We start from the raw sequence: 21,598 nt of genomic DNA, 5'->3' as shown, positions 1-21,598 counted from the left end.
GGCCGGATCAAGAGGAGGCATACGACTCATGGTAGTTCTCTCATCCAGGAGTTGCGGAAGGCCGGGATTTGGCTGTACGGCTATTTTGGTCGAGTGACCGTTTCGAGTCTGCACATCCGGCTCAGCCCGCCTTGGACTGGCCGCCGTTCAGGGCAACCTTGAAGTCCGCTGCCGTCTTGGCTTTGATCTCCTCGACCGAGACGCCGTCGGCGAGCTCGATCAGGGTCATGCCGGAGCCGCCCTTCTTGTCGATGGAGAAGACGCCGAGATCGGTGATCACCAGATCGACCACCCCGGTGCCGGTGAGCGGCAGATTGCACTCTGTCAGGAGCTTCGGATCCTCCGAGCCGTCCTTAGCCTTCGCCACATGCTCCATGACCACGACCACGCGCTTGACGCCTGCCACGAGGTCCATGGCACCGCCCATGCCCTTCACCATCTTGCCGGGGATCATCCAGTTGGCGAGATCGCCGTTCTGGGCCACCTGCATGGCGCCGAGGATCGACAGGTCGATATGACCGCCGCGGATCATGCCGAAGGAATCAGCAGACGAGAAATAGCTCGTGGTCGGCAGCTCGGTGATCGTCTGCTTGCCGGCGTTGATGAGATCCGCGTCCTCTTCGCCCTCGAAGGGGAACGGCCCCATGCCCAGCATGCCGTTCTCCGACTGGAGCTGCACGCGCATGCCCTTGGGAATGAAGTTGGACACGAGCGTCGGAATGCCGATGCCGAGATTCACGTAGAAGCCGTCGCGCAGTTCCTTGGCCGCACGGGCGGCCATCTGTTCACGAGTCCAGGCCATCAGACTTCCTCCCCTGCTCCCGCCGGCACAGCCGCCTCGGCGCGTTTGCGGGTCGTGCGTTGCTCGATATGTTTGACCGGGTTCGGCACATGCACCATGCGCTTCACGAAGATGCCCGGCGTGTGCATGCAATCCGGGTCGATCTCGCCGGCCGGCACCAGATGCTCGACTTCGGCGATGGTCATGCGCGAGGCGGTGGCCATCATCGGATTGAAGTTGCGGGCGGTCTTCCGGTAGACGAGGTTGCCTTCCGTATCGCCCTTCCAGGCATGAACCACCGAGATGTCGGCAAACAGCCCGGTCTCCATGACGTATTTCTCGCCGTTGAACTCGCGCACTTCCTTGCCCTCTGCGATGAGGGTGCCCACACCGGTCTTGGTGTAGAAGGCCGGAATGCCGGCGCCGCCGGCGCGGATGCGCTCGGCCAGCGTGCCCTGCGGGTTGAACTCAAGCTCAAGCTCGCCCGAGAGGTACTGCTGGGCGAAGAGCTTGTTCTCACCCACATAGGACGAGATCATCTTGCGGATCTGGCGGGTTTCCAGCAGGCGGCCGAGGCCGACCCCATCCACGCCCGCATTGTTGGAGATGAAGGTCAGGTCCTTCGCCCCCGAATCACGAATCGCCTCGATCAGCGCCTCCGGAATGCCGCAGAGACCGAAGCCCCCGGCCATGATGGTCATGCCATCCTTGACCAGGCCAGCCAGCGCCGAGCGCGCGTCGCTGTAAACCTTATCCATTGGCTGCACTCCAGTTGAATTCAGATCCTTCATTTCCGATCACAGTCTCTCGGGAGAATCTTATTCGATACGAACAAGCTCGGTTGTGTATCGAAGGCTGTTGTTGACAAAACGTGCTGCACTCGAACGGAGACGCTGAACGGCATCGGCATTGAGTGAGCTCACAACCCTCGCTGGCGAGCCGATGATCAAGGATCCGTCTGTGAATGTCTTGCCCTCAGTCATAAGAGCGTTCGCACCTACAATCGAGTTGGCGCGATCCTCGCTCCATTGAGGATCGTTGCTCCCCTCGACGTGCACCTGCGTTCGCCTGACATAGGCGGACATCGCCCCATGTACCATCCGCACGGAAGCCCCCTCTAGTTGTTTGTCCGACACACATAGTTGGGGCGAGCGAGGTGTGCGACCACTGATCGTTATGCCGTGGGACGAAGGTTTATGATCAGGGGCAAATCCCCTCTTAGCATGCAGCGCAGACGCCAATCAGGCGACAGTCTGATTTCCCCAACAGAGCAGGAGGAGGTGATGACCAACTATGCAGGCCTAGGATCGGGAACTATTAATTTGAGCTGAGTTATGATTCAGAGCCTTCTCGAAGGGGGCTCTGAATGGGAGATCTGTTTCTGCTGAGCGAGCGCTAGATGGCGCGGATTTCTCCATTCTTCCCGCTGGCTCATGGGGTTCCACGGGTAGATGACCGGCGCGTGGTGAGCCGGATCGTGTACGTGATCCGCAACGGCCTACAGTGGAAAGACGCCCCAAGGAGTTTGGGCCGCACGAGACGCTCTACAACCGGTTCATGCGCTGGAGCAGGCTGGGTGTGTTTGACCGGATCTTCGCGGCTCTGGCGGGTGAGGGTCCCAAGCCCGAGCGGATCATGATCGATGCCACCCACCTGAAGGCACACCGGACTGCGGCGAGCCTGCTCAAAAGGAGATGTTCCCCGTCGTATCGGGCGCACGAAAGGCGGCCTGAACTCCAAGCTCCACGCTGTCTGCGATGAGGTGGGGCGGCCGATCATCCTGCTGTTATCTGAGGGTCAGATGAGCGATCACAAGGGCGCGCGGGTCATCCTGGAGGCGCTGCCGACTGGCGCAACGCTGACTACAGATCAGGACTGCGACAGCAACTGGTTCCGGCGGGCTCTCGTCGCCCTGCGTTCAGCCAGCCAAGAGCCGCAAGGTGCCAATTGCCTATGACAAGCCACTGTATCGGCAACCTCACAAGGTCGAAAAGATGCTTGCCAGGTTCAAGGACTGGCGCCGGATCGCGACCCGCTATGACCGCTGCGCCCACACCTTCTCGGTCATCTGCATCGCGGCTGCCGTCGTCTTCTACCTCAATTAACGAGCCCTGAGCGTAGTTGTGAAGAGCCTGTGTTTAGCCATGGGACCTATCGGATGCTTGGTCCTCGCGGCTACTGGTCGGATCTATCTGCGGCTGGAGTGGGTACATGGCAGGTCACGATGCGCCCATCTGCCATCGGCACCAAAGGTGACACTTCGATTCGGCGACGCTCGACGACAAGCGGGCAGCGCGGGTGAAACGTATAACCAGAAGGGGATCGTTGGCTAGGGACTTCACCCTCCACGGGCACCTCCAGCCGAACCCGTCTGGGATCCGGCATCGGAGACGCCGCAAGCAACGGCCCGATGTAGGGGGCGGGTTCGCCCGATGATGTGGGTCAAGTCAGTGAGTAGCATTCGCAAAATTCCGGTCGGCATCGAGATAGTGCACATGATGCGAAAGGGACAGACGTACGCCTGCACCCAGCAATTGTCCTCGCCGAGCGATTTGAGCGGCTCGCCGCATAAACGAATACGAACCGCGCTCGGATCTTTCTGTTCGCAGCCAAAAATTGCGACAGCGCCAACTATTCATCTGAGGCATCCAGTGAGGACTGGTCACACCGGATGACTCGAATTGCATTATCTGATCTGCTATGCGAGATCGCTCAACTATCCAGTCAATGTGACAAGCTGCCCGAACGACCGGCTAACCGGGTCTTCAAGTTTGTAGTGTCATTTGTTCTGGAGTGACAGTGCGTGAACTTAGATGGATTTGTGTTTGCGTTGTAACGGACAACAGTTTGCCGCGCTCGTTTGTCACCTTTGTCATCCATACCGACGTACGCCTACCTACATGAATGGGCGTGCACTCTGCACGCATTTCGTTGCCGGTTCCGCTACCCACAAAGTTTGTCTTCGATTCTAAAGTTGCCGTCGTCTCTCCAGACTTGAGATGCTGAAGAGCACCCACTGCTCCGAGACAGTCTGCGAAGGCCATCAAGACACCACCATGCAGGCCGCCGACTGAATTTCGGTGTATCTCAGTCAACACAACATGTGCCGTGATCCTGTCGGGGGCAATCTCGTCATACACAACGCCGAGAGCCTTTTGGAAGCCACGTAATGGCATGTCACGCAGCTGTTCGTCAGTCCAAGGCCCGGAAATTGCCCGGTCGGATGGGTACGGCGCTTGACTCATCTGTAACTCCCTAACACTTCCGAGCCCTAGTTCTGCAAAAGCGGTGAATGTGCTTCACAGATATCAGCAAAGGCCCGAACGTAATGGTCAACGTCTTCGTCACTATTTGCGAGCGACAGATTGATCGTTCCCCGGCGCGCCGCGTAAACGTGTCGCCTTAGCAACTCCAAATGGACGAGCTTCCTTTGTTGTGCGTTGGTTCTGATGTCGGCAGGCCGAGTAAGCAGGCTGGACTGGAAGTGAATAGAAATAATCGTGCCATATCCTCCGAGTTGGATCGGCACACCCGCACTTTCCGCGACTTGGGTCAGGCTCTGCCTTAAACCTGCTGCTCGGTTGTTCGCCACCGCGATGGCTTCAGGTGTACCAACTCTGCTGTAGCCAGCATAACCGGCGGCCATGGACATTATGTTGTTGTTGAAGGTTCCCCCATGAGGGATCGCTCCTTGGCGCGTTGCATCAAACAGGTCCATAAATGCTGCGGCCCCGCCGAAGGCACCGAAACTTCCGCCTCCTCCGAGGAATTTGCCCAATGTTGTCAGGTCAGGGCGGATCCCGAATATCTCCTGCAATCCACCACGTGCCATGCGAGCCGTCTGCACCTCGTCGAAAATCAGAAGCGCGCCGTGCTTCTGCGAAAAGTTCCGCAGGAAGCTAAGGAATTTGACCTCCGCCAAGATACCCCCGCCACTGCCGATCATGGGCTCAACCACGATTGCTGCAAGATCATGCAGAACTCCCGCAACGGCCGCCTCGACCGACTCCTCTGAGTTGAAGTCCGCGAACACGAAATCGCTAGTCCCGTAGTTGATGTTCTTCCCACCGAGGAAGCTCAACATGCTACCGTGATAGCCGCCAGTGAAGGCCAGGATTTTGGATCGCCCGGTCGCCTGCTTGGCTAGCTGCAAGGCGATCAAATTGGCTTCAGTGCCCGAGTTACAGAACCGTACACGGTCAATTGAATCGAAACGCGAACAGATTTCCCTTGCTAGCTTCTCTTCATAGACGTTCAGGCCGCCAAAACTGAGGCCGTTCTTGATCGCATCGATTAATGCGTTGACGACTACGGGATCGCTATGGCCATAGAACGCGGCAGTAAAGTCGTTCGCGAAGTCGGTATAGGTATGGCCATCAAGGTCAACAAGTTGGCTTCCGGACGCGCGAGCGATCACAAGCGGGAAAGGATCAAAATGCAACACAGTCCGTGTGCTGCCACCTGGAAGGACCTCCGCGGCCCTTTTGACGTGCGCCGCACTTTTGGGATGGCTCGCAATATAGTCGCGCTCCAGTTCGTCGAGCACCTGTTCAAGGCTATAGTTTGCCGTTCGGTTTTGTTTCAGCATCACTAGACTGCCATTTCATTGAGTTTAAATTTTGTGCGCACTTCATCCGGCGTGCAGATGTCAATGGATAGCAAGGACAGGATTTCGCGCATGCGACGCACCTGCTCAGCATTGCTTTTGGCAAGCTGCCCCTTCTCGAGGTAAAGATTGTCTTCGAGACCAACGCGAACGTTGCCGCCCATCATGGCGGCCATCGCGCAGTACTTGAACTGGTTTCGGCCCGGCGCGATGATCGACCAGTAATAATCTTCGCCAAACAAGCGGCGCGCGATGGTCTGCATATGGACCACATTCTCGAAATGCAGTCCGATCCCTCCAGAGAACCCGAAGATTGTCTGAATAATAAACGGCGGCTCGATCAGTCCCTTATCGGCAAAATACGCCAAGTTATAGAGGTGACTGACATCGTAGCATTCACATTCGAACCGCGTGCCTTGGCCACCAACGCTGCGGAGAATGGTTTCGATCCCATCTTCGGTGTTGGAATAAGTCCGGTGGCGTGCAGCTCGGAATTGCTCGACTTCCCAATCATGTTTCCACTCGGCGAATTTGCCAAGGATCTGCTCCCGCCCATAGGGCGAAAGCGAGCCCATGTTCAACGACGCCATCTCTGGCTTAACGGCTAATGCCGCAGCCATGCGTTGGTCGATCGCTCCGCTCCCGCCTGTCGAAATATTGATCACGACGTTAGATCTCGACCGGATGTTTGGTACGAATGCGGCAAATAGATCAGGGTCGTAAGAAGCTTGGCCGTTTTCGGGGTTGCGGGCGTGCAAGTGAACAACTGCCGCACCTGCTTTAGCGGCAGCTACTGCCTCGTCTTCAATCTGTTTGGCGCTGATCGGCAGATAGGGAGACATTGTCGGGGTGTGGGCGGAACCCGTCACCGCGCAAGTAATTATGGCTTTCTCAGTCAAGGCGGAACCCGTTTAACCTCTATCGAAATGCTGGGTTAAGATAGACCTCCTCGACTGGGACAAGCGACATCGGCGCATTATTGAGCACATGGCTATTTTTATGATCCAGGACTTTTCTGCGAGCTCGTCCTCGAGCAGAGCCACAAGGTTTTACCGGATCAATGACGTGAAGGTACGCTGACCCGATGGCGTCGAAGGATCAGGTCATAGACAAGAGGTTAGTTTGGCTCGTCGGATTTTGATCGGGCGGGAAATCATCCGCTGCCGTTCAGCAGGAGTGGATGTGTGTCAGCGCCGCTACTCAATAGGTTCAATGGAGGTCCGCTATTGGCGAGCCATGGCGCGACAGTCTTGGATGACCAAGCCTATTTTGCTTCCGTTATAGCGCCTTCAGACCGCCTGCGAGCTTGTGGGCCCAGCACCGGGTTCACGGCGTCTTGTGTGCATCGGCGTCACCCCGAAGGTCCTACGGAATGCCAGATTGAAGTTGGAGACGTGATTATATCCAACCTCGTAGGCGACCTGCTTCAGAGGCATATCGGTAGTTGAAAGAAGCCGACTAGCCATTTCCATCCGCTTACGAGCACAATACTCAGCAATCGTGCAGCCGAAACGTTCAAGGAACAAGCTCGAGAGGATAGCTGGGTCAGCATTCACTTGCTCTGCCAGGAATCCTACTGTCGGTGTCGTCCGGAAATTCTCTTCAATAATCCTCACTACAAAATCGAGCTTCGACTTTTCCTCAGCGAATCTGTCTTTCCCTTTGGAAAACGATGTAACAATTGCGTCAATGCCCAAGCAAAGCAGTTCGTTGGCTTTGGCTGAAAGATACTCCTGCATAACCGAAGGATGAATGCTGGGCGACGCAATCTGCCTCGCTGCGCGCTCCATATCCACCGTCAGCGGGAATTCAAGCCAGAACGAAGGGTCATCGCGCTGTGGGATCAGTGTTTGCACGTCAGAGCGTGCCTGAAGCGCTCTCTCGACAGGCTTAGGTGGTCTTTGGGGCCAAAACCCGAGCAGTATGGAAGTCTCGGTATCCCCTTCCGACCAAGTGCTTGTTCGAGGTAAGCCCTCAGGGTGATAATAAGTGACAAACGTTGGCACGTAGAGATCTTGGCGCCCTGAACCAGGAACGTCAACCGCACGATGGCCCTGGAGATGAAACAAGAAAACTAGTCGTCCAAGTCCAGGCTCCTGATCTTCGAAAGTCTTGCGGGCCGTGATCTGCTTTGATGTGATCAGCACATCGTCATTTGTAGGGAATGCATCTTCATAGCCCTCGCCAAGGTTAGTGGGTGGTACAATCCGCACCGCATCCGGCACACCACTGGGATGGCGCAGTAGTCGAGCAAAAGACCTACCAACCGTCACTTGATCGAGAATAGCAGTCACACCGTATTCCTTGCTCAGCCGCCGTCCGCCTATTTGCAGAGCAATTTACCTTCTGCACAACTTGTTGGCAAGCAGACGCCTGGCCGTGACTGCCGTTCGGCAACCCTACCCTATATTCCTATGAGCGCCCAAGCCGCGCCTCGACCAGAGCAATCCAGAGGCCGATGCCATAGCCCATGGCCTCATCGTTGAAGTCATAGCCCGAATGGTGAAGGGGTGCGCTGTCGCCGTTCCCCATGAAAATATATGCGCCGGGCCGGGCGTGGAGCATGAAGGCAAAATCTTCGGAGCCCATAAAGGGTGCGACGGCATCGTCGACTGCATCAGCGCCGACAACACACCGGGCTGCATCGGCCAGGATCCGGGTGGCATCCGTATGGTTCAGCGTGACCGGATGCCCAAGATCGTAATCGACCGTGGCACGGCCACCGAAAGCTTGGGTCAGCCGGTCGCAGATCTGAACGAGTTGATCCTGACAATGTTTGCGTGTCCGCTCGTTCAGCGATCTCACGGTTCCACGAAGCACAACCTGATCTGCAATCACATTGGGTGCTTGCCCACCGTTGATGGTGCCGACCGTCACTACTGCATTGTCCAGCGGATCGATGCTTCTCGAAACAATCGTCTGAAGGGATGTGACCAGGTAAGCGGATATAACGAGGGGGTCAATGGTCAAATGGGGGCTCGCAGCGTGACCGCCGCGTCCGTTGACAGTAATTTTGAAGCGGTCCGATGCCGCCATGATGGGCCCAGCCGTGATGGCAAACTGTCCAACAGGCAATCCAGGCATGTTGTGTAGCGCGTAAACCTCCTCGATGCCGAAGCGCTCCATCAGCCCTTCGTTTACCATGGCTTGCGCACCTTTTCCGCCTTCTTCCGCAGGCTGGAAGATCAGGACGAGTCGGCCGCTGAAGTTCCGCGTCTGTGCGAGGTAGCGGGCTGCTCCCAATAAAATGGACGTGTGTCCGTCATGCCCGCAAGCGTGCATCATCCCCGGTTCGAGCGATTGATAAGCGGCTCCGGTCTGTTCCGTGATCGGCAGTGCGTCCATGTCCGCTCGGATGGCGATTGTCGGCCCTCCAGTGCTGGACTGTCCATTGATAATTCCGACAACTCCGGTTTGTCCGATGCCTTCGACGACTTGGTCGCAACCGAACGCTCGCAGCCGCTCCGCGACTTTTCCGGCAGTGCGGACAACGGCGTAGAGCAGTTCGGGGTGCTGATGGAAGTCTCGCCGCCAGCTGACAGCATCCTTAATGATCCGCTGAAGGTCCGATCTAGCTTGACCATGGGCAAAGTGCGAGAGGTCTAGCATTGGCTCAAAATCCCGCACGTTGCAGCAGACGCGTTCTTTGTGCGATCGCTTGGTCGAGAGTGGCCCGTTCATCGACCAGCGTCGTCTGGCCGTCTCGCATCACGATCCGACCGTCGATAACTACGGTATCCACGGGGATTGAGCCTCCCGACATGCCCATTAGATTGTCCGCCGGCCCGACCGGAGTTTGGGTAATGTCCCCCGGTGCCCGTATGACAATGTCAGCCCGCTTTCCGACAACAAGGCTGCCAACTTCTTCATCAAGGCCAAGGCAGCGTGCAGCGTCCAGGGTTTGCATGCTCAGGATGTCGGCACCGCTCAACGGCTGGCGGAGAGTTCCTGACAGGAGACTGGCGGCAATCGCCTGCGCACCTGGTGGGAAACTGAGAAAGGTGTCGACTGCGAGCCCGACCGGTACGCCGCGACGGAGCAACCCAATATGCTGACTTTCGTTGTTCAGGAAAAGTGCTCGTTGCAGCACGTTGAGGGGGCACCAGATCGCATTGACTCCCTCTGTCACCAGAATGTCGGCATCCGCTGCCGAAATCGCATTGAGATGAGTCAGCGTCGTCAGATTATCCAGAACATCGAGCCGTTGGAGGCGACGCACTCCGCTCATGCCGAACTTTTCCTGTTCCGCGATGTAGCTGGCCGAAAGATAGCCCAGATGTTCATTAAAGATGACTCTGTGCTCCCTGGCTAACTTCTTAGCCGCTGAAGTCAGCTCGTCACTGGCGCTGCCTTCGCCATAGATGCACACAAATCCCCGCACGAGCGCCTTCGGGTTAGCATTACGTTTGAGCTCTTTCGCGCAGGCGTCGATCGACCGCTCGAAACTGGCAGGCGCCCGATCGAGGATCCCACCTCCGAGCAGCCCAGGTGCGGAAGCCCTCATTACGGACAATTCGTCCCAGGCATACGGTGCTGCCACAAGAGCGCGTACCCCACACTCGGTAACAGCCTCGGCCATTGCATCCGTTTCAAATACGGTTCCCGCCTCGGCAAAACAGGTAAACCCCTTACGCAACATGGCCACTGAGAAAGCAGCCGCCAGCGCGGCTGTGACTTCATCGTCTGTTGCGGATTTCAAATCACTATAGGTTGGACCGGACTGCGCTAGGGCGTCGAGGCTAAGGCCATGGAAACCAGCAGAGGTCAGATGCACGTGCGGTTCGATGAAACCGGCGTGAACAATTGCGCCCCTTGCATCTACTATATCCCGGGCTATGTACTCCCCCGCAACTACATCGTCGGAATCGATTGCCGCGATAACTCCCCCCTTAATCGCGATCGAGCCAGATGCAAGTACAGGTTGGTCAGGATCGCTTGTTACACAACATCCACCTTTGATGATCAGATCAGCGGATTTAGGAGCGCCTGCGTTCATAACTATATTTCCCCTGTACGTTCGATGTTCTGCGTAGCCGGCGAGGAGCGCCAATGGACAGTTCTCGGAAGCCGATTCCAATGGCGACAGTCAGAACCCGTTCTTAAAGTGACCTGAGCCATCGGGACTCTGCAGCTAGGCGGTGTGCTTTCGCGTGGGCTAGGATGCACGGTTAGTACGATGACGGTATTGCCTTTGGTTTCGTGACTTACGCCACTAACAACCCAGGGATTGCCCGCGTCATTCGTAGAAGCGAAAGCGACGCCGGAGCCCAGGCTCCAGCGTCGATCGTGGACTAACTAGCGATCCAGGTGGTCCACCTCTTACGGGCGTCCGCGCTGTTCGCGGCAAGCCAAGTTGGGTCTATACGAACCACGCTGGACCAGTTCTGGGGGCTCACGGCGAGTTCCGCCCTCTTGGTAGGCTCCATAAGGTCGATAGCTGACCGCATCGCGGTCGCCCCTTTTGATGCATCCATATACTGGACGTGAACCTCAGGGCGAGTGTAGACGAAATTCAGAAGCGCGAGCGCTGCGTTTGGATGTGGACCTCCGTCAACTGGCGCCCAGACTGCCGCATCAAGCGGTGCACCATCCCACACCACATTCAGCGGCAGGCCGTCGTCGCGAAGGCGAGCGGCGCGGCCTGAAAACATCATTGCCATCACAACTTCGCCGCTACGAAACATCTGCTGGCTCTGATCGCCGCTGTTCCACCAGACTGCAATGTGAGGCTTAATCTCATCAAGTTTCTTGAATGCCCGATCCATATCAAGCGGGAACAGCTTGTCGCGCGGAACGCCGTCCGCCAGGAGCGCGGCAACCATAACCCACCACGGTGTCCCGAAGTTCGGCAACGCGCGCGGTCCAGGGAAGCGCTTGACATCCCAGAATTCCGCCCAGTTCTTGGGCCCGCCATTCGGGAATGCCCGCGTGTCATAGGTGAGAACGCCACCCCCGATGTCGAACATCACGGCTTTGCCTAGGCAGGAGCCGGACACGCCGTTTGCAGCGACGTTGGGAACAGCCTCGCACTGGCCGAGGTCACGAAGGAGCGGGGTCACGTCCGGCGTCAATGCATCGATCGACATGGCAATCAGATCCCACTCGACGGCACCGACTCGCTTCATAGCCGTTAGCTTGGCGATACGCTCACCATAAGATCCGCCGACCACGTCAACCTTGATTCCGGTAGCCTCGGTAAACGGCTTGTAGAAGTACTTGGCGACCGTGTCGACATAGGCTCCGGTGCCGCCGCCCATGACCACTCGGTCCTCACCTGCGGCCTTGGCCTTTGCTACCAAGCCGTCAAGGCTGTCCGCAAAAGCTCGGCTCGGCAACATCGGAGCCATGAGGGCCCCAGCCGCAAGTCCGCCGGTTGCTTGTAAAAAACGTCTCCGGCTGACGCCAGTCGACAAATCCTTTTGGGGCATGCTCTTCTACTCACTTATGCTGTTTCTAGTCAGTGTTCGCTCTGTTTTGTGCCAACCGTATCGTGCCCATTAGCAGAATGGAGACGGCAACGATGATCGTGGAGACGACTGCAATTACGGGAGTTAGATTGAAGTCGATGTCCTCAAACAACTTCCTGGTTATCGTCTTGCCTTCGATGCCGGAGATGAAGAAGGCGACAGTTGCCTCATCGAATGAGGAAACGAAGGCGAAGACCGCGCCCGTGGTAACACCAGGGGCAATCTGCGGCAGGACGATTTCGAAGAAAGCACGACCGCGTCCGGCGCCGCAATTTAGGGCGGCCATTTCGAGGAGTGGATCAAAGCGCTGTAGTGATGCAGATACTGAAATCACCACATAGGGAACTGTAAGCATCGTATGCGCTATCAGAAACCCGAAGAAGTTCCCCGTTAGGCGAAGCGGCGCGAAGACTAGATAAAGCGCGATCGCTATGATGATATGAGGTACGATCAGGGGACTGAGCGCCAAGCCAAGCACGAGAGACTTTCCCGGCAAGTCGCCCCGGGCGAGGCCAACTGCCGCGAGCGTTCCTACGATTGTCGCTGAAATGGTTGTGAAAAAAGCTATCCGTAGGCTAAAAAGTGCCGCCGCAATCCAGTCTGGGTCGCTGAAGAACTGGGCATACCACCGCAGCGTCAGTCCCGATGGTGGGAATTCGATATAGGAGGCATTGCCGAATGAGATTGGTATGACAATCAGCGTCGGCAGAACCAAAAAGAAGAGGATCAACGCAACCAGGATGCCCGCTACGATGTTCCCCAGCACTCGGAGACGAAGCGGGCGCATCCTACTGAGGGAATGGGTCTTAGACATTACCGAATTTTCCATTAGCGGACAGGAACCTGCGGAACATGAAGGTGAGGATCAAGGTGACCGCAAGAAGAACCGTTGCGAGTGCCCCTGCGAACGGCCAGTCGAGCATCTCAGTCGTCTGCTGTCCGATCAGGGTCGCCATCATCAGTGTCTGGGGGCCACCCACGAGAGCCGGCGTGACATAGAAACCGAGCGCGAGAATGAAGGTCATCAGCGTGCCCGCAAAAACACCGGGAAGGCTGAGCGGCAATATCACCTTTAGAAAAGTCGTTTGGGCGCCGGCGCCAAGGTTCGCTGCTGCCTGGGGCAGTTCCTTCGGAATGGTCCGCAGCGCGCTGTAAATAGGCAGGATCATGAAAGGCATCAGCACGTGCGTCATTGCAATTATTACGGCGCCTTGGGTATGGATGAGTCGAAGCGGCTGCTCGAGGATTCCAGTCTCGATCAGGAGGTTGTTGATTATGCCCTTTCGCTGAAACAGAATAATCCAAGCATAGGACCGCACTAGAACCGAGGTCCACAAAGGGATCAGAACGCAGGCTGCAATCCAAAACGCGAGCTTATTGCCCGCGCGAGCCATCCCATAAGCGACCGGGTATCCAAGCAAGAAGGCGCCGACCGTAGTCGCAAGTGCGATCCAGAGCGTGCGCAGAAGAACCGTCAGATAGAGGGGCTCCGTGAAAAGACGGACATAGTTATCGAGGGTGAAGTTGGGGTTGAAAAGGCTACCGACCAACATGCGTCCGACCGGGTAAAGAAAGCCAAAGAATAAGAGCAGAACGAGTGGCAGCAGCAGGACGGCCGCCAATAGGGGGGGGTATTTTCCTCCAGTTCCGGCGTTCACGAACCTGCGCCTGAAACGGTTCGCCATAGTAGGTCTTGCGGGGATCATTGAACTCGCGGGTCCGGCCTCAAGGCTTCTCATTGGCCATCGCCCCTATCGGAAAACAGGTGAATAGAGTCCGATTGGAAGACTACGTCGACCGGTTCGCCGCGCCGAAGTGTCGACAGATTCCGGCTTGTCGGCGCCTGAATATGCAGCGGAGGGCCGCTGAGCCCGTCGATATTGACCAAAAGAATCTGGTGCGTACCGAGATAGATCGAGGTGTCGATCGTGCCAGCGATGGCCTGCGGACCACCGGAGCCACGTGTGGCAACAGAGATGTTTTCCGGTCGGATCGCAGCCTGCACCGACTGCCTACCAGAGAGAGCCTGGGCGTGTGGGTTCAGCGAGCGGTCCACGCTGACGATCGAGGCTTCGGTGACCCTGATCTCGTGGCCAGTCTTGGTAGCGCCGAGATATTCCACCGGCAGGAAGTTCATCTTACCGATGAATTCGGCGACAAACGGGGAGGCTGGCTCGCTATACAGGCTGGCCGGGCTGCCGATCTGGGCGATCTGGCCGTTGTTCATGACCGCAATGCGGTCCGACATGGTTAGTGCCTCCTCTTGATCATGTGTCACATAGATCACAGTGACGCCAAGACGCTGCTGAAGTGTCTTGATCTCGATCTGCAACTGCTCGCGGAGTTTCTTGTCGAGCGCGCCAAGAGGTTCGTCCATTAAGAGCACTGGGGGCTCGAAGACCAACGCCCGCGCGACGGCAACACGCTGCTGCTGCCCACCTGACAATTGGGTGGGCATCCGGCTGCCATAGGCGTCGAGCTGGACCATGGCGAGTGCTTCTGCAACCCTACGCTCAATCTGCGCGCGATCAACCCTGCGCATACGCAGGGGAAAGGCGAGATTGTCTTTCACTGACATGTGGGGGAACAGGGCATATTTTTGGAAAACCATGCCCACGTTGCGCTTGTTAGGTGCAACGTGCGTCACATCGGTTGTGCCAATCTGGATTAGGCCCGAGGTTGGCAACTCGAAGCCCGCAATCATCATCAGAAGTGTCGTTTTGCCGGATCCCGAAGGCCCTAGGAGCGAGAGAAACTCTCCCGCCTTCACCTCGACGGACACCTCATTGACCGCGGTTACTGATCCATAACGCTTTGCGATGTTGCGAACTGTGACACTTTCACCCTTCATTGTATCCCTGCTGATATCTGGCTTAATTGCGGATTGAAATGTAACAAAGGATCATTTCACCTCTTTGAGCGGTCTCTGCCGCCCTATTCTGTTATGCTAGACACAACCGAGCCTAGTACAAACCTGGGCCGATTATGGGTCTGGCTTTATTGATTATGACCGGATCATAACTTCAAATACTGTTCCCGCGTATCTCGCCTTGGCTTGTTTAGACTTCGCGGCTGAATCGGCTGGAGCAGTCGAGCCGGGGGTGGGCGTTTAGGCTCTAAGGGCTCGAACCCAATTCATGTCTCTTAACCTGACTTTAAACGGCAATGTCAAAGCATTGGTCGCAACAGTCACCTGAGCCGCCTTCCCACATGAAGCTATCTACGCCTGTGCGAGCGGCCTGAAATGAATTTTTGACCCTCCCTCCATTGCGAACAATGGGCCGGATATTGGGGGCGGCCGCAGCTTATGACCCTTCTCCGGCTCACCAAGGGACTGTCTGACCACTGGGCATCCGAGCCTGTGCGAACCGTATCCAGATCGGTGCTTTGCTCGGCAGCACATCACTCCTGCGAACCTAGCAATACGTTATCAGCAGGCTCATGATACTTCCAATCAGCGCATAAGGTAATCTTAGCATTATTCAATGGCAGGGCAGATCATATTGAACGCAAGGTTCCCTAGCCCGTCGGGCTGCCTAATTCGGCAGCCCTGTGGTTTCGCTTGTTGGGGCTTACCTAATTTTGGATCCAAGCGTTCCAGCGAGCGATCAGCATTGCCTTGTTAACATTGATCCACTCTGCGTCCGGAATCACCATTTTGGATTTAATCTGCTCGGCGGACGGCATGTTGGCTCGAGCTTCCGCGCTCATGTACTGGTACGCTCCAATGCTCGGCGGTGAGATAGCCAGTGCCTCGGAAATCTTGCCCTGGATCTCTGGCGAATCAAGGAAGAACTTCAGCAATGCAAGTGCTTCCGCTTTGTGGGGGGCCCCCTTTACGACGGCGTAGCGATCACCCACTAGAAGCGCTCCATCATAGGACCAGACAATCGGCTGCCCCTCATTCTTGAGCGCCATGGTCCGGGTCAACCACATGAAGCCTGTATCATACTCTCCATTGCGGAAGCCTTGGGTCGTCTGGTCGCCTGACTTCCACCACAGCCCCACGCTAGGGCGCAATTCGTCAAGCTTTTTGAAGGCGCGATCGACGTCCAGTGGGTAGAGATCTTGTACTGGCACGCCATCGGCTAAAAGGGCCACGGTCAACTGTCGCCAAGCGTCTGCCTGTGCTGGCATCGTTCGGACGCCGGGGTAGGCTTTGGTGTCCCAGAACTCCTTCCAAGTGGTCGGTCCGCCATTAGGAAAGCGCTCTTTGTTGTAGGTTATCAGCGTCGCGCCACGGCCAAAAAGTACCCCTGATGCTTTGCAGGTGCCGGGTAGCAGATCGGCCCGATCCTTGAACTGCAGGCAAAAGTCATCGATGTTCTCGACACGGTTTAAATGGCTTGACGCCTCTGCGTCCATTTCCCCTTCAAGAAAAATGTCCCAAGTGACATTTCCGGAAACAATCATTGCTTGCACTTTGGCCCGGGTTTCGGCGGTGTTGTCGGACGGCACGACGACGACCTTAATGCCAGTAGCCACTTCGAACGGGTTGAGCCAGTGTTCACGAATGATCTTTTCGTAGACGCCACCGCTAGATGCCAACACGACTTGGCGGACCTGCGCCATTGCAGGGACTGCAGACATGGATAGGGTGAGTGCCGCAGCTCCATAAAGGTAACTCATGAGTCTGGTTTTCATCTCGATCTCTCCGGTGTTTGATGACAGTCAAAATAAGGTGGATCATCGATCATGCGACACAGGCGTTATATAGCTTCCGACCATGCTGGTGGCAGACCGGCCGTTTGCTTGTCGAAATCTTCTACAACTGGTTCGATTGGCAATCTTTACGCTATACACAAGTGAGTCCAACACAAACCCAAGGCGATTATGGATCTGGCTCTATTAATTATGACTAGATTAGGCCTTGAGTTGGCACTCCCTGTCCTGATGGGACGCGCTCGTTTAAAAGGGCACAAGCGGGGAAGTTCGGGGGGCATACCTGAGGCTGACGGATGTCGAGGGTGGCGAGCGGTGGGATTGTCGGCTGATCTCCGTTCAGTCCGAGCCGGTCCCCGAGATAGCTGAAGAACGACAGCCCGGGCTTGCGGCAGATGTTCAGGGGTTTGGCGGAACCACTGGGCGAGGTTAGGCCCGGATTGAAGCAGGAGAAGTCTCCTGAGGGAATCATTGCCCGCCAAAAGTGCCTCACTCAGTATCGAGGCTGGGTATTTAAGGCCCTCTTGAACCTTCGCCATCCAACTATGATCGATGAACGTGTCCCTTGATCTCTCACCGCGAACATCTCGCCTGTTGTTGGGGGAGATTGAGGCGAACGCCAATACCCGCCCATCTACTCGGTCGGCTAGTTTACATATCGGCAAAAGCCTTGGTGTCAGCCTGATCATTCTTGAAGGCAATGCGCCACTGCTGCACCCGAACCATGTGAAGTGCCCGTTCCAGACGAGCTTGAGACGGCGCTGATGGAAGAATGGTGCACGCGGAAATCGCATTCACTGCATTGACGGCTGCGCCGATTGCTCTCCGGCGGCCTATGGATGACGAAGGTTGGATCAGCAGGTTCTTGGCCTCCTCCAACTTCGTGTGCGCAGCCAGAAGGCCCCTCGGAATATCACCAAATCGAATGCCCTGGAGAGCACGATCAATGACCTCATGGATCCTGACGAAGCTGAACGCGTAATCGTCGGGAACCGGATCGTTCCGATGAGATGTGATTTGGACCTCTTGTGTTACCACAGGCCACAGGTGGCCTTGAATGGCTCCGCTCTCCAAGGGCAATCGATGGGCGATCTGCTCAGCGAAAGTGATAGCCTCCTGACACCGGTTTAGGGAGAAAAGGCAGATCCGGTCAGGCATGAGATCGGGCATGACAAGAGCGACCTCTTGGTGCTGACCGTTGCGGGGCACGCTGCGCAGGGCCCACATCGGCAGGAGCGAACGGCGGTAGAACACACCACCAACTATGATCATATCATTCGCTGCGTACGCCTGCGCCCGCGTGACTGCGTCGGCCTGCTCGTCCACTTTAACCTGCCACCTCTGCGACAGATTTTCCGGAAGTCCGAAGGGTGCTGCCGGCAGTCCAAAGTGCCGGTACTCGCCGCGGAACGGGTAGTCGCTCCAGTCGAGTCCTCTCTGAGCGAGCAGTCTCTGGAATGCCTGTGGCTCAAGGATGGCGTCTCCCGCAGGAGAGAGGACTGGCCGCCAGAAAGCATTCTCGAAGAACCGCCAATGCATGACCGCAGGCTCATGCCCGGCCGGCCAGCGCACCGTGACACTGATCTCAGCCTAATCAGGATCCACGCACCTGATTGCCACGGGCACCTGCGCCTGGAGCGTGATCGTTTGGGGGATGCGGCAGCGCGGGGGCAGCCCATGCACGCGGTACGGCACCCGCACTAGGAGAACCTCGGTATCAGTCATATCTTAGACCTTGATCTGTGAAGGGAGGAGAGGCGCGGCATTTCGCGCCTCTGGCCTTGCTTTCGCTAATCCTGCTCGTAGTGACGCTGCGGCTGAGGCCGCAACTCGACCCCGACGAAGCCGCGCACCCTCCGGCTGCTACCATTCTGGGCAGGAACGGTATTGCTCGGCTGGAAACCACGCTTGCGCATCGTCTCGGAAAAGGTGCGGATCATGCCCGGCGGCTCATTCGTCTCGCGACAGAAGAGAGCCCAGGACATGAACAGCTCCTGGCTGGTGGCCTTGCGATGCACGTTCGTCTTGTCGACAATGCATTTCGCGTCCAGCCAATCACTTAGGGTATCCTGCTCCGAAAAGTACTCTTCGGTTGCAGCAGCAGGCCGTGATTTCGTCGCCTCCGGTCATCCGCTTGATCTTCGCCTCGGCCCAGTGCTGCCCTTCCTCGGTCTCCGACGCCGTGACCAAACGCGCGCCACGTAGCATCGCGAGATCGGTAGAGTGTCGGTCGCTTTTCGTTGCAACGAACGTCGACATGTCAGCCACCTTGGCGTAGTCCCCTAGAATCCTGTTCAGGACATTGAGGGTGCCGCCCGAGAGGTGGTAGACTTTTGAGAGGGTGGCGTAGTCTCCGGGTGTCACAACCCACACAGCGGGATTTGGGCGTTGGAGCGCCGCGGTCCCGCGGGAGACCACGCCATGACGGACCTTACCAGCAAGTCCCATCCTGTGCACCCGACCGGCCAGCCTGAGGCCCGGCTTTTCGACACCTGGATCGAAGCCCTGATCCAAGCCGAGCTTGATGCCGCTCTCGGTCGGCCGCGCTATGGCCGCAACGGGGCCACTGCGCCAGCCGCAGCAACTCCCGGCTATCGCCATGGCAGCCGGCCCCGCAGCCTCACCGGCACCTTCGGTCAGACCGAGATTTCGGTGCCACGAGCGCGTCTGCATGCTGAGGATGGCACCACCACCGAGTGGCGCAGCGGGGCCCTTCGGGCTTATCAGCGGCGCACCAAGGCCGCCGATGCGCTGATCGCATCCGCTTATCTGTCGGGCACCAACACCCGGCGGGTGCGCAGGGCGCTCGCCGCCCTGTTCGGTGGGGCGGTCAGCAAGGACACCGTCAGCCGGGTCTGGCGCAAGGTGCAGACCGACTGGCAGGCCTGGAACCACCGCTCGCTCGCCGACGAGCCGATCGTGCGGCTGATCCTCGGTCGCCAATCCCCTGCGCGAATAGCAGACCCTTGATCCGGTTGACATGCTGAACCCGCTCGGCGATGAGCGTCTTGCGCTCCCGGCCGATGCGGCGCTGATCCTCCTCCTCAGGTGTCGGCGCTTTGACCATGGCACACACGCGCGGTTCGCCGCGCTTGTAGGCCAGCAGCGTCCGGACCAGGGCCTCGCCGTCGATCTTGTCGATCTTGGCCCGTCGCCGCCTGCGTGAGGTGGCAATCGAGGCGGGATCAACGACGTGACTTTCGATCCCTTCGCTCTCCAGCACGCGATGGATCCAGAACCCATCAAGACCCGCCTCCTGAATGGAGACGATCGGAAACATCTGTCCGGTTCGAGCCTGCGCTTTCTCCTGTAGCTGCGTAAACCGCATAAGCAGGCCGGCGACATCGCCCCCGCGCACGCTATGCTTGGACATTCTCTCGCCGGCCCCTGGGGACAGGGAGGTGATCAGCCAGACAGAACGACTGAGACCGTATGTTCTCGGGGTGAAGGCGGCTCACCCTCGCCGTAAGCTGAGATCGGGGGTTGCTTCGGAGTGGCCGAAGCCGAGCCCCAAGCTTAGCGAGGATGAACCGTGGATCAGCATAGCAGACTTTTCATCGGTCTGGACGTCTCGAAACTCAAGATTTCTGTAGCCGTCGCGGATGGCGAGCGGGGTGGCGAGGTAAGGTTTTTCGGGGACATACCCTCAGATCCGGCCTCGGTGTCATCCATCGTGCACAAGCTGGCCAAGCGAGGAGCAAAGCTCCACTTCTGCTACGAGGCAGGGCCGACAGGTTACGAACTCTATCGTCAGCTCACCGAGATGGGCCATGATTGTGTGGTGGTGGCACCGGCACTCATTCCCAAGCGTCCCGGAGATCGAGTGAAGACCAACCGGCGCGATGCGGTCAGCTTGGCACGGTTACATCGTGCGGGTGAGCTGACAGCGGTTTGGGTGCCGGACCGCGGGCATGAGGCGATGCGCGATCTGGTGCGGGCCCGAGAAGCAGCCCAGGAGGCTCAAAAGCGGGCGCGTCAGCAGCTTCAGTCGTTCCTCCTTCGACATGGCCGCATCTATTCGGGCCGCTCATCCTGGTCGCTGGCGCATAGGCGGTGGATATCGACTCTGAAGTTCGAGCATCCGGCGCACTTCATCGTGCTCCAGGAATACTGCCAGGCGATCGAGGATGCCGAGGTGCGCTTAAGGCGTCTGACCGATCTGATCTCGGAGACTGTCAGATCCTGGACGATGGCTCCTGTCGTCGAAGCCTATCAGGCGTTACGGGGCGTGTCGTTGATTGCCGCCGTCGTCTTTGTTGCCGAAATTGGCGATATCCGCCGCTTCGAAAACCCCCGCCAGCTGATGGCCTTTCTTGGCCTCGTTCCGTCAGAGAGCTCGACAGGTGAACATGTCAAGCGTGGTGGGATCACGAAGGCCGGGAACTCTCGGGCCCGTCGCATGCTGGTCGAAGGCGCATGGGCTTACCGCTTCCCTGCGCGGGTCAGTCGCACCAAGCAAGCGCAGTTGGAAGGCCTCCCGAGAACCGTTCGCGAAATAGCGTGGAAAGGTCAGCTCCGCCTCTGCTCTCGCTATCGAACAATGATCCTCGCGGGGAAGCACAAGGCCATCGCGATCACCGCGATCGCTAGAGAAATGGCGGCCTTCCTGTGGGCTATCGGTCAGGAAGTGCAACCAGCTCACCACGCTTAGCCAAGCACCGCATATCGCGCGCATTCGAAAGAGGAGACAAGATCGATCATCTGCTGATGCTCAATATTGGAGGCAGGGCCCCGGTCGGGGAATCTTCGATGGAACTGAGTGGCCGACTACGTCGATGCCCGTACTAAGATAGAAGCAGCCCCAGGCGTACACACGGAAATGCGGTATCCAACCCGCGTATAAGAGTTTGCAAACCGTCGTCTTGAGGTCCTGTCTCCTACATTGCGCATTAGCTACACTATGCAGGACCAGCCATGACTGGCGGGATGAACAGTCGTGGCCATGCCGCTTGCATTTGAACATAAGAGTTCCATCGAGACAAAGATTGCGCCAAGATTGGTGCGAATAGCGGTCGGCTCGTATCCGGGGTTAACTGACATGGGTTACCTCCAACGTGTGTGGATATCGCAACCTCACTCTGC

General features: G+C 57.5%; 17 protein-coding genes and 4 pseudogenes. 3 read left to right on the top strand and 18 right to left on the bottom strand.

Translation table 11 applies throughout. From position 1 onward, the window contains the following. Nucleotides 1-121 precede the first annotated feature (121 nt). Nucleotides 122-802 carry a 3-oxoacid CoA-transferase subunit B gene (locus JO965_RS29225; protein WP_203444430.1) on the bottom strand — a complete coding sequence of 227 codons (681 nt, stop codon included), beginning with the start codon at nt 800-802 and terminating at the stop codon, nt 122-124. Then, complete coding sequence (locus JO965_RS29220; RefSeq protein WP_203444429.1) at nt 802-1,539, bottom strand: CoA transferase subunit A; 738 nt, start codon at nt 1,537-1,539, stop codon at nt 802-804. The genes JO965_RS29225 and JO965_RS29220 overlap by 1 nt, the downstream gene beginning before the upstream one ends. A 641-nt stretch (nt 1,540-2,180) precedes the next feature. Here JO965_RS29220 and JO965_RS29215 point away from each other — a divergent pair. Beyond that, a pseudogene (locus tag JO965_RS29215) lies at nt 2,181-2,886 on the top strand (IS5 family transposase). A 660-nt stretch (nt 2,887-3,546) separates the two neighbouring features. On the opposite strand, the gene JO965_RS49540 reads toward JO965_RS29215, so the two are convergent. The 15 genes and pseudogenes from JO965_RS49540 to JO965_RS48250 all read right to left on the bottom strand — a co-directional run bounded on the left by JO965_RS49540 (nt 3,547) and on the right by JO965_RS48250 (nt 18,964). Next, entirely contained in the window at nt 3,547-3,957 is a 411-nt protein-coding gene (locus JO965_RS49540) for a PaaI family thioesterase (protein WP_371826955.1), read from the bottom strand. 95 nt (nt 3,958-4,052) lie between these two features. Then, on the bottom strand, nt 4,053-5,369 hold the full coding sequence (locus tag JO965_RS29205) for an aspartate aminotransferase family protein (RefSeq protein WP_203444427.1): 1,317 nt from the start codon (nt 5,367-5,369) through the stop codon (nt 4,053-4,055). A gap of 2 nt (nt 5,370-5,371) precedes the next feature. Then, entirely contained in the window at nt 5,372-6,229 is an 858-nt protein-coding gene (locus tag JO965_RS29200) for a 3-keto-5-aminohexanoate cleavage protein (protein WP_246777058.1), read from the bottom strand. A gap of 447 nt (nt 6,230-6,676) precedes the next feature. Further along, nucleotides 6,677-7,681: an AraC family transcriptional regulator gene (locus JO965_RS29195; RefSeq protein WP_203444425.1), complete on the bottom strand. Its 1,005-nt coding sequence runs from the start codon at nt 7,679-7,681 to the stop codon at nt 6,677-6,679. Between the two features lie 118 nt (nt 7,682-7,799). After that, a complete protein-coding gene (locus tag JO965_RS29190) occupies nt 7,800-8,996 on the bottom strand; it encodes a M20 aminoacylase family protein (protein ID WP_203444424.1) in 1,197 nt (398 codons plus the stop codon). A gap of 4 nt (nt 8,997-9,000) precedes the next feature. Next, the gene (locus JO965_RS29185) at nt 9,001-10,383 is read right to left on the bottom strand and encodes an amidohydrolase family protein (protein ID WP_203444423.1); all 1,383 of its coding nucleotides are present in this window, start codon (nt 10,381-10,383) and stop codon (nt 9,001-9,003) included. Between the two features lie 295 nt (nt 10,384-10,678). Continuing rightward, nucleotides 10,679-11,734: an ABC transporter substrate-binding protein gene (locus tag JO965_RS29180; protein ID WP_246776943.1), complete on the bottom strand. Its 1,056-nt coding sequence runs from the start codon at nt 11,732-11,734 to the stop codon at nt 10,679-10,681. 6 nt (nt 11,735-11,740) lie between these two features. Then, a pseudogene (locus tag JO965_RS49535) lies at nt 11,741-11,815 on the bottom strand (hypothetical protein); the annotation flags it as partial. Nucleotides 11,816-11,840: 25 nt separating this feature from the next. Then, on the bottom strand, nt 11,841-12,668 hold the full coding sequence (locus JO965_RS29175; protein WP_371826903.1) for an ABC transporter permease: 828 nt from the start codon (nt 12,666-12,668) through the stop codon (nt 11,841-11,843). Further along, nucleotides 12,661-13,539 carry an ABC transporter permease gene (locus tag JO965_RS29170; RefSeq protein ID WP_203444420.1) on the bottom strand — a complete coding sequence of 293 codons (879 nt, stop codon included), beginning with the start codon at nt 13,537-13,539 and terminating at the stop codon, nt 12,661-12,663. The genes JO965_RS29175 and JO965_RS29170 overlap by 8 nt, the downstream gene beginning before the upstream one ends. 50 nt (nt 13,540-13,589) lie before the next feature. After that, the gene (locus tag JO965_RS29165; protein ID WP_203444419.1) at nt 13,590-14,705 is read right to left on the bottom strand and encodes an ABC transporter ATP-binding protein; all 1,116 of its coding nucleotides are present in this window, start codon (nt 14,703-14,705) and stop codon (nt 13,590-13,592) included. Between the two features lie 725 nt (nt 14,706-15,430). Further along, nucleotides 15,431-16,498: an ABC transporter substrate-binding protein gene (locus JO965_RS29160; protein WP_203444418.1), complete on the bottom strand. Its 1,068-nt coding sequence runs from the start codon at nt 16,496-16,498 to the stop codon at nt 15,431-15,433. Between the two features lie 669 nt (nt 16,499-17,167). Next, a complete protein-coding gene (locus JO965_RS29155) occupies nt 17,168-18,055 on the bottom strand; it encodes a hypothetical protein (protein WP_203444417.1) in 888 nt (295 codons plus the stop codon). A 251-nt stretch (nt 18,056-18,306) separates the two neighbouring features. Beyond that, nucleotides 18,307-18,501 carry a hypothetical protein gene (locus JO965_RS29150; protein WP_203444416.1) on the bottom strand — a complete coding sequence of 65 codons (195 nt, stop codon included), beginning with the start codon at nt 18,499-18,501 and terminating at the stop codon, nt 18,307-18,309. A gap of 70 nt (nt 18,502-18,571) precedes the next feature. Beyond that, nucleotides 18,572-18,964 (bottom strand): hypothetical protein, encoded by a 393-nt coding sequence (locus JO965_RS48250; RefSeq protein ID WP_246776941.1) that lies wholly within the window; start codon nt 18,962-18,964, stop codon nt 18,572-18,574. On the opposite strand from JO965_RS48250, the pseudogene JO965_RS29140 reads away from it, so the two are divergent. Then, nucleotides 18,938-19,450, top strand: a pseudogene (locus tag JO965_RS29140) (transposase); the annotation flags it as partial. The gene JO965_RS48250 and the pseudogene JO965_RS29140 overlap by 27 nt on opposite strands. Here the strand turns inward: JO965_RS29140 and JO965_RS29135 are convergent. Further along, a pseudogene (locus JO965_RS29135) lies at nt 19,419-19,943 on the bottom strand (transposase); the annotation flags it as partial. The pseudogenes JO965_RS29140 and JO965_RS29135 sit on opposite strands and share 32 nt — an antisense overlap. Nucleotides 19,944-20,048: 105 nt before the next feature. On the opposite strand from JO965_RS29135, the gene JO965_RS29130 reads away from it, so the two are divergent. Next, complete coding sequence (locus tag JO965_RS29130) at nt 20,049-21,167, top strand: IS110 family transposase (RefSeq protein ID WP_203444415.1); 1,119 nt, start codon at nt 20,049-20,051, stop codon at nt 21,165-21,167. Nucleotides 21,168-21,598 lie beyond the last annotated feature (431 nt).

The organism is Microvirga sp. VF16 (assembly GCF_016864375.1).
GTDB lineage: Bacteria > Pseudomonadota > Alphaproteobacteria > Rhizobiales > Beijerinckiaceae > Microvirga.
Note: the sequence above shows the minus strand (reverse complement) of the source record. Positions and strands in the feature narration are given on the sequence as shown.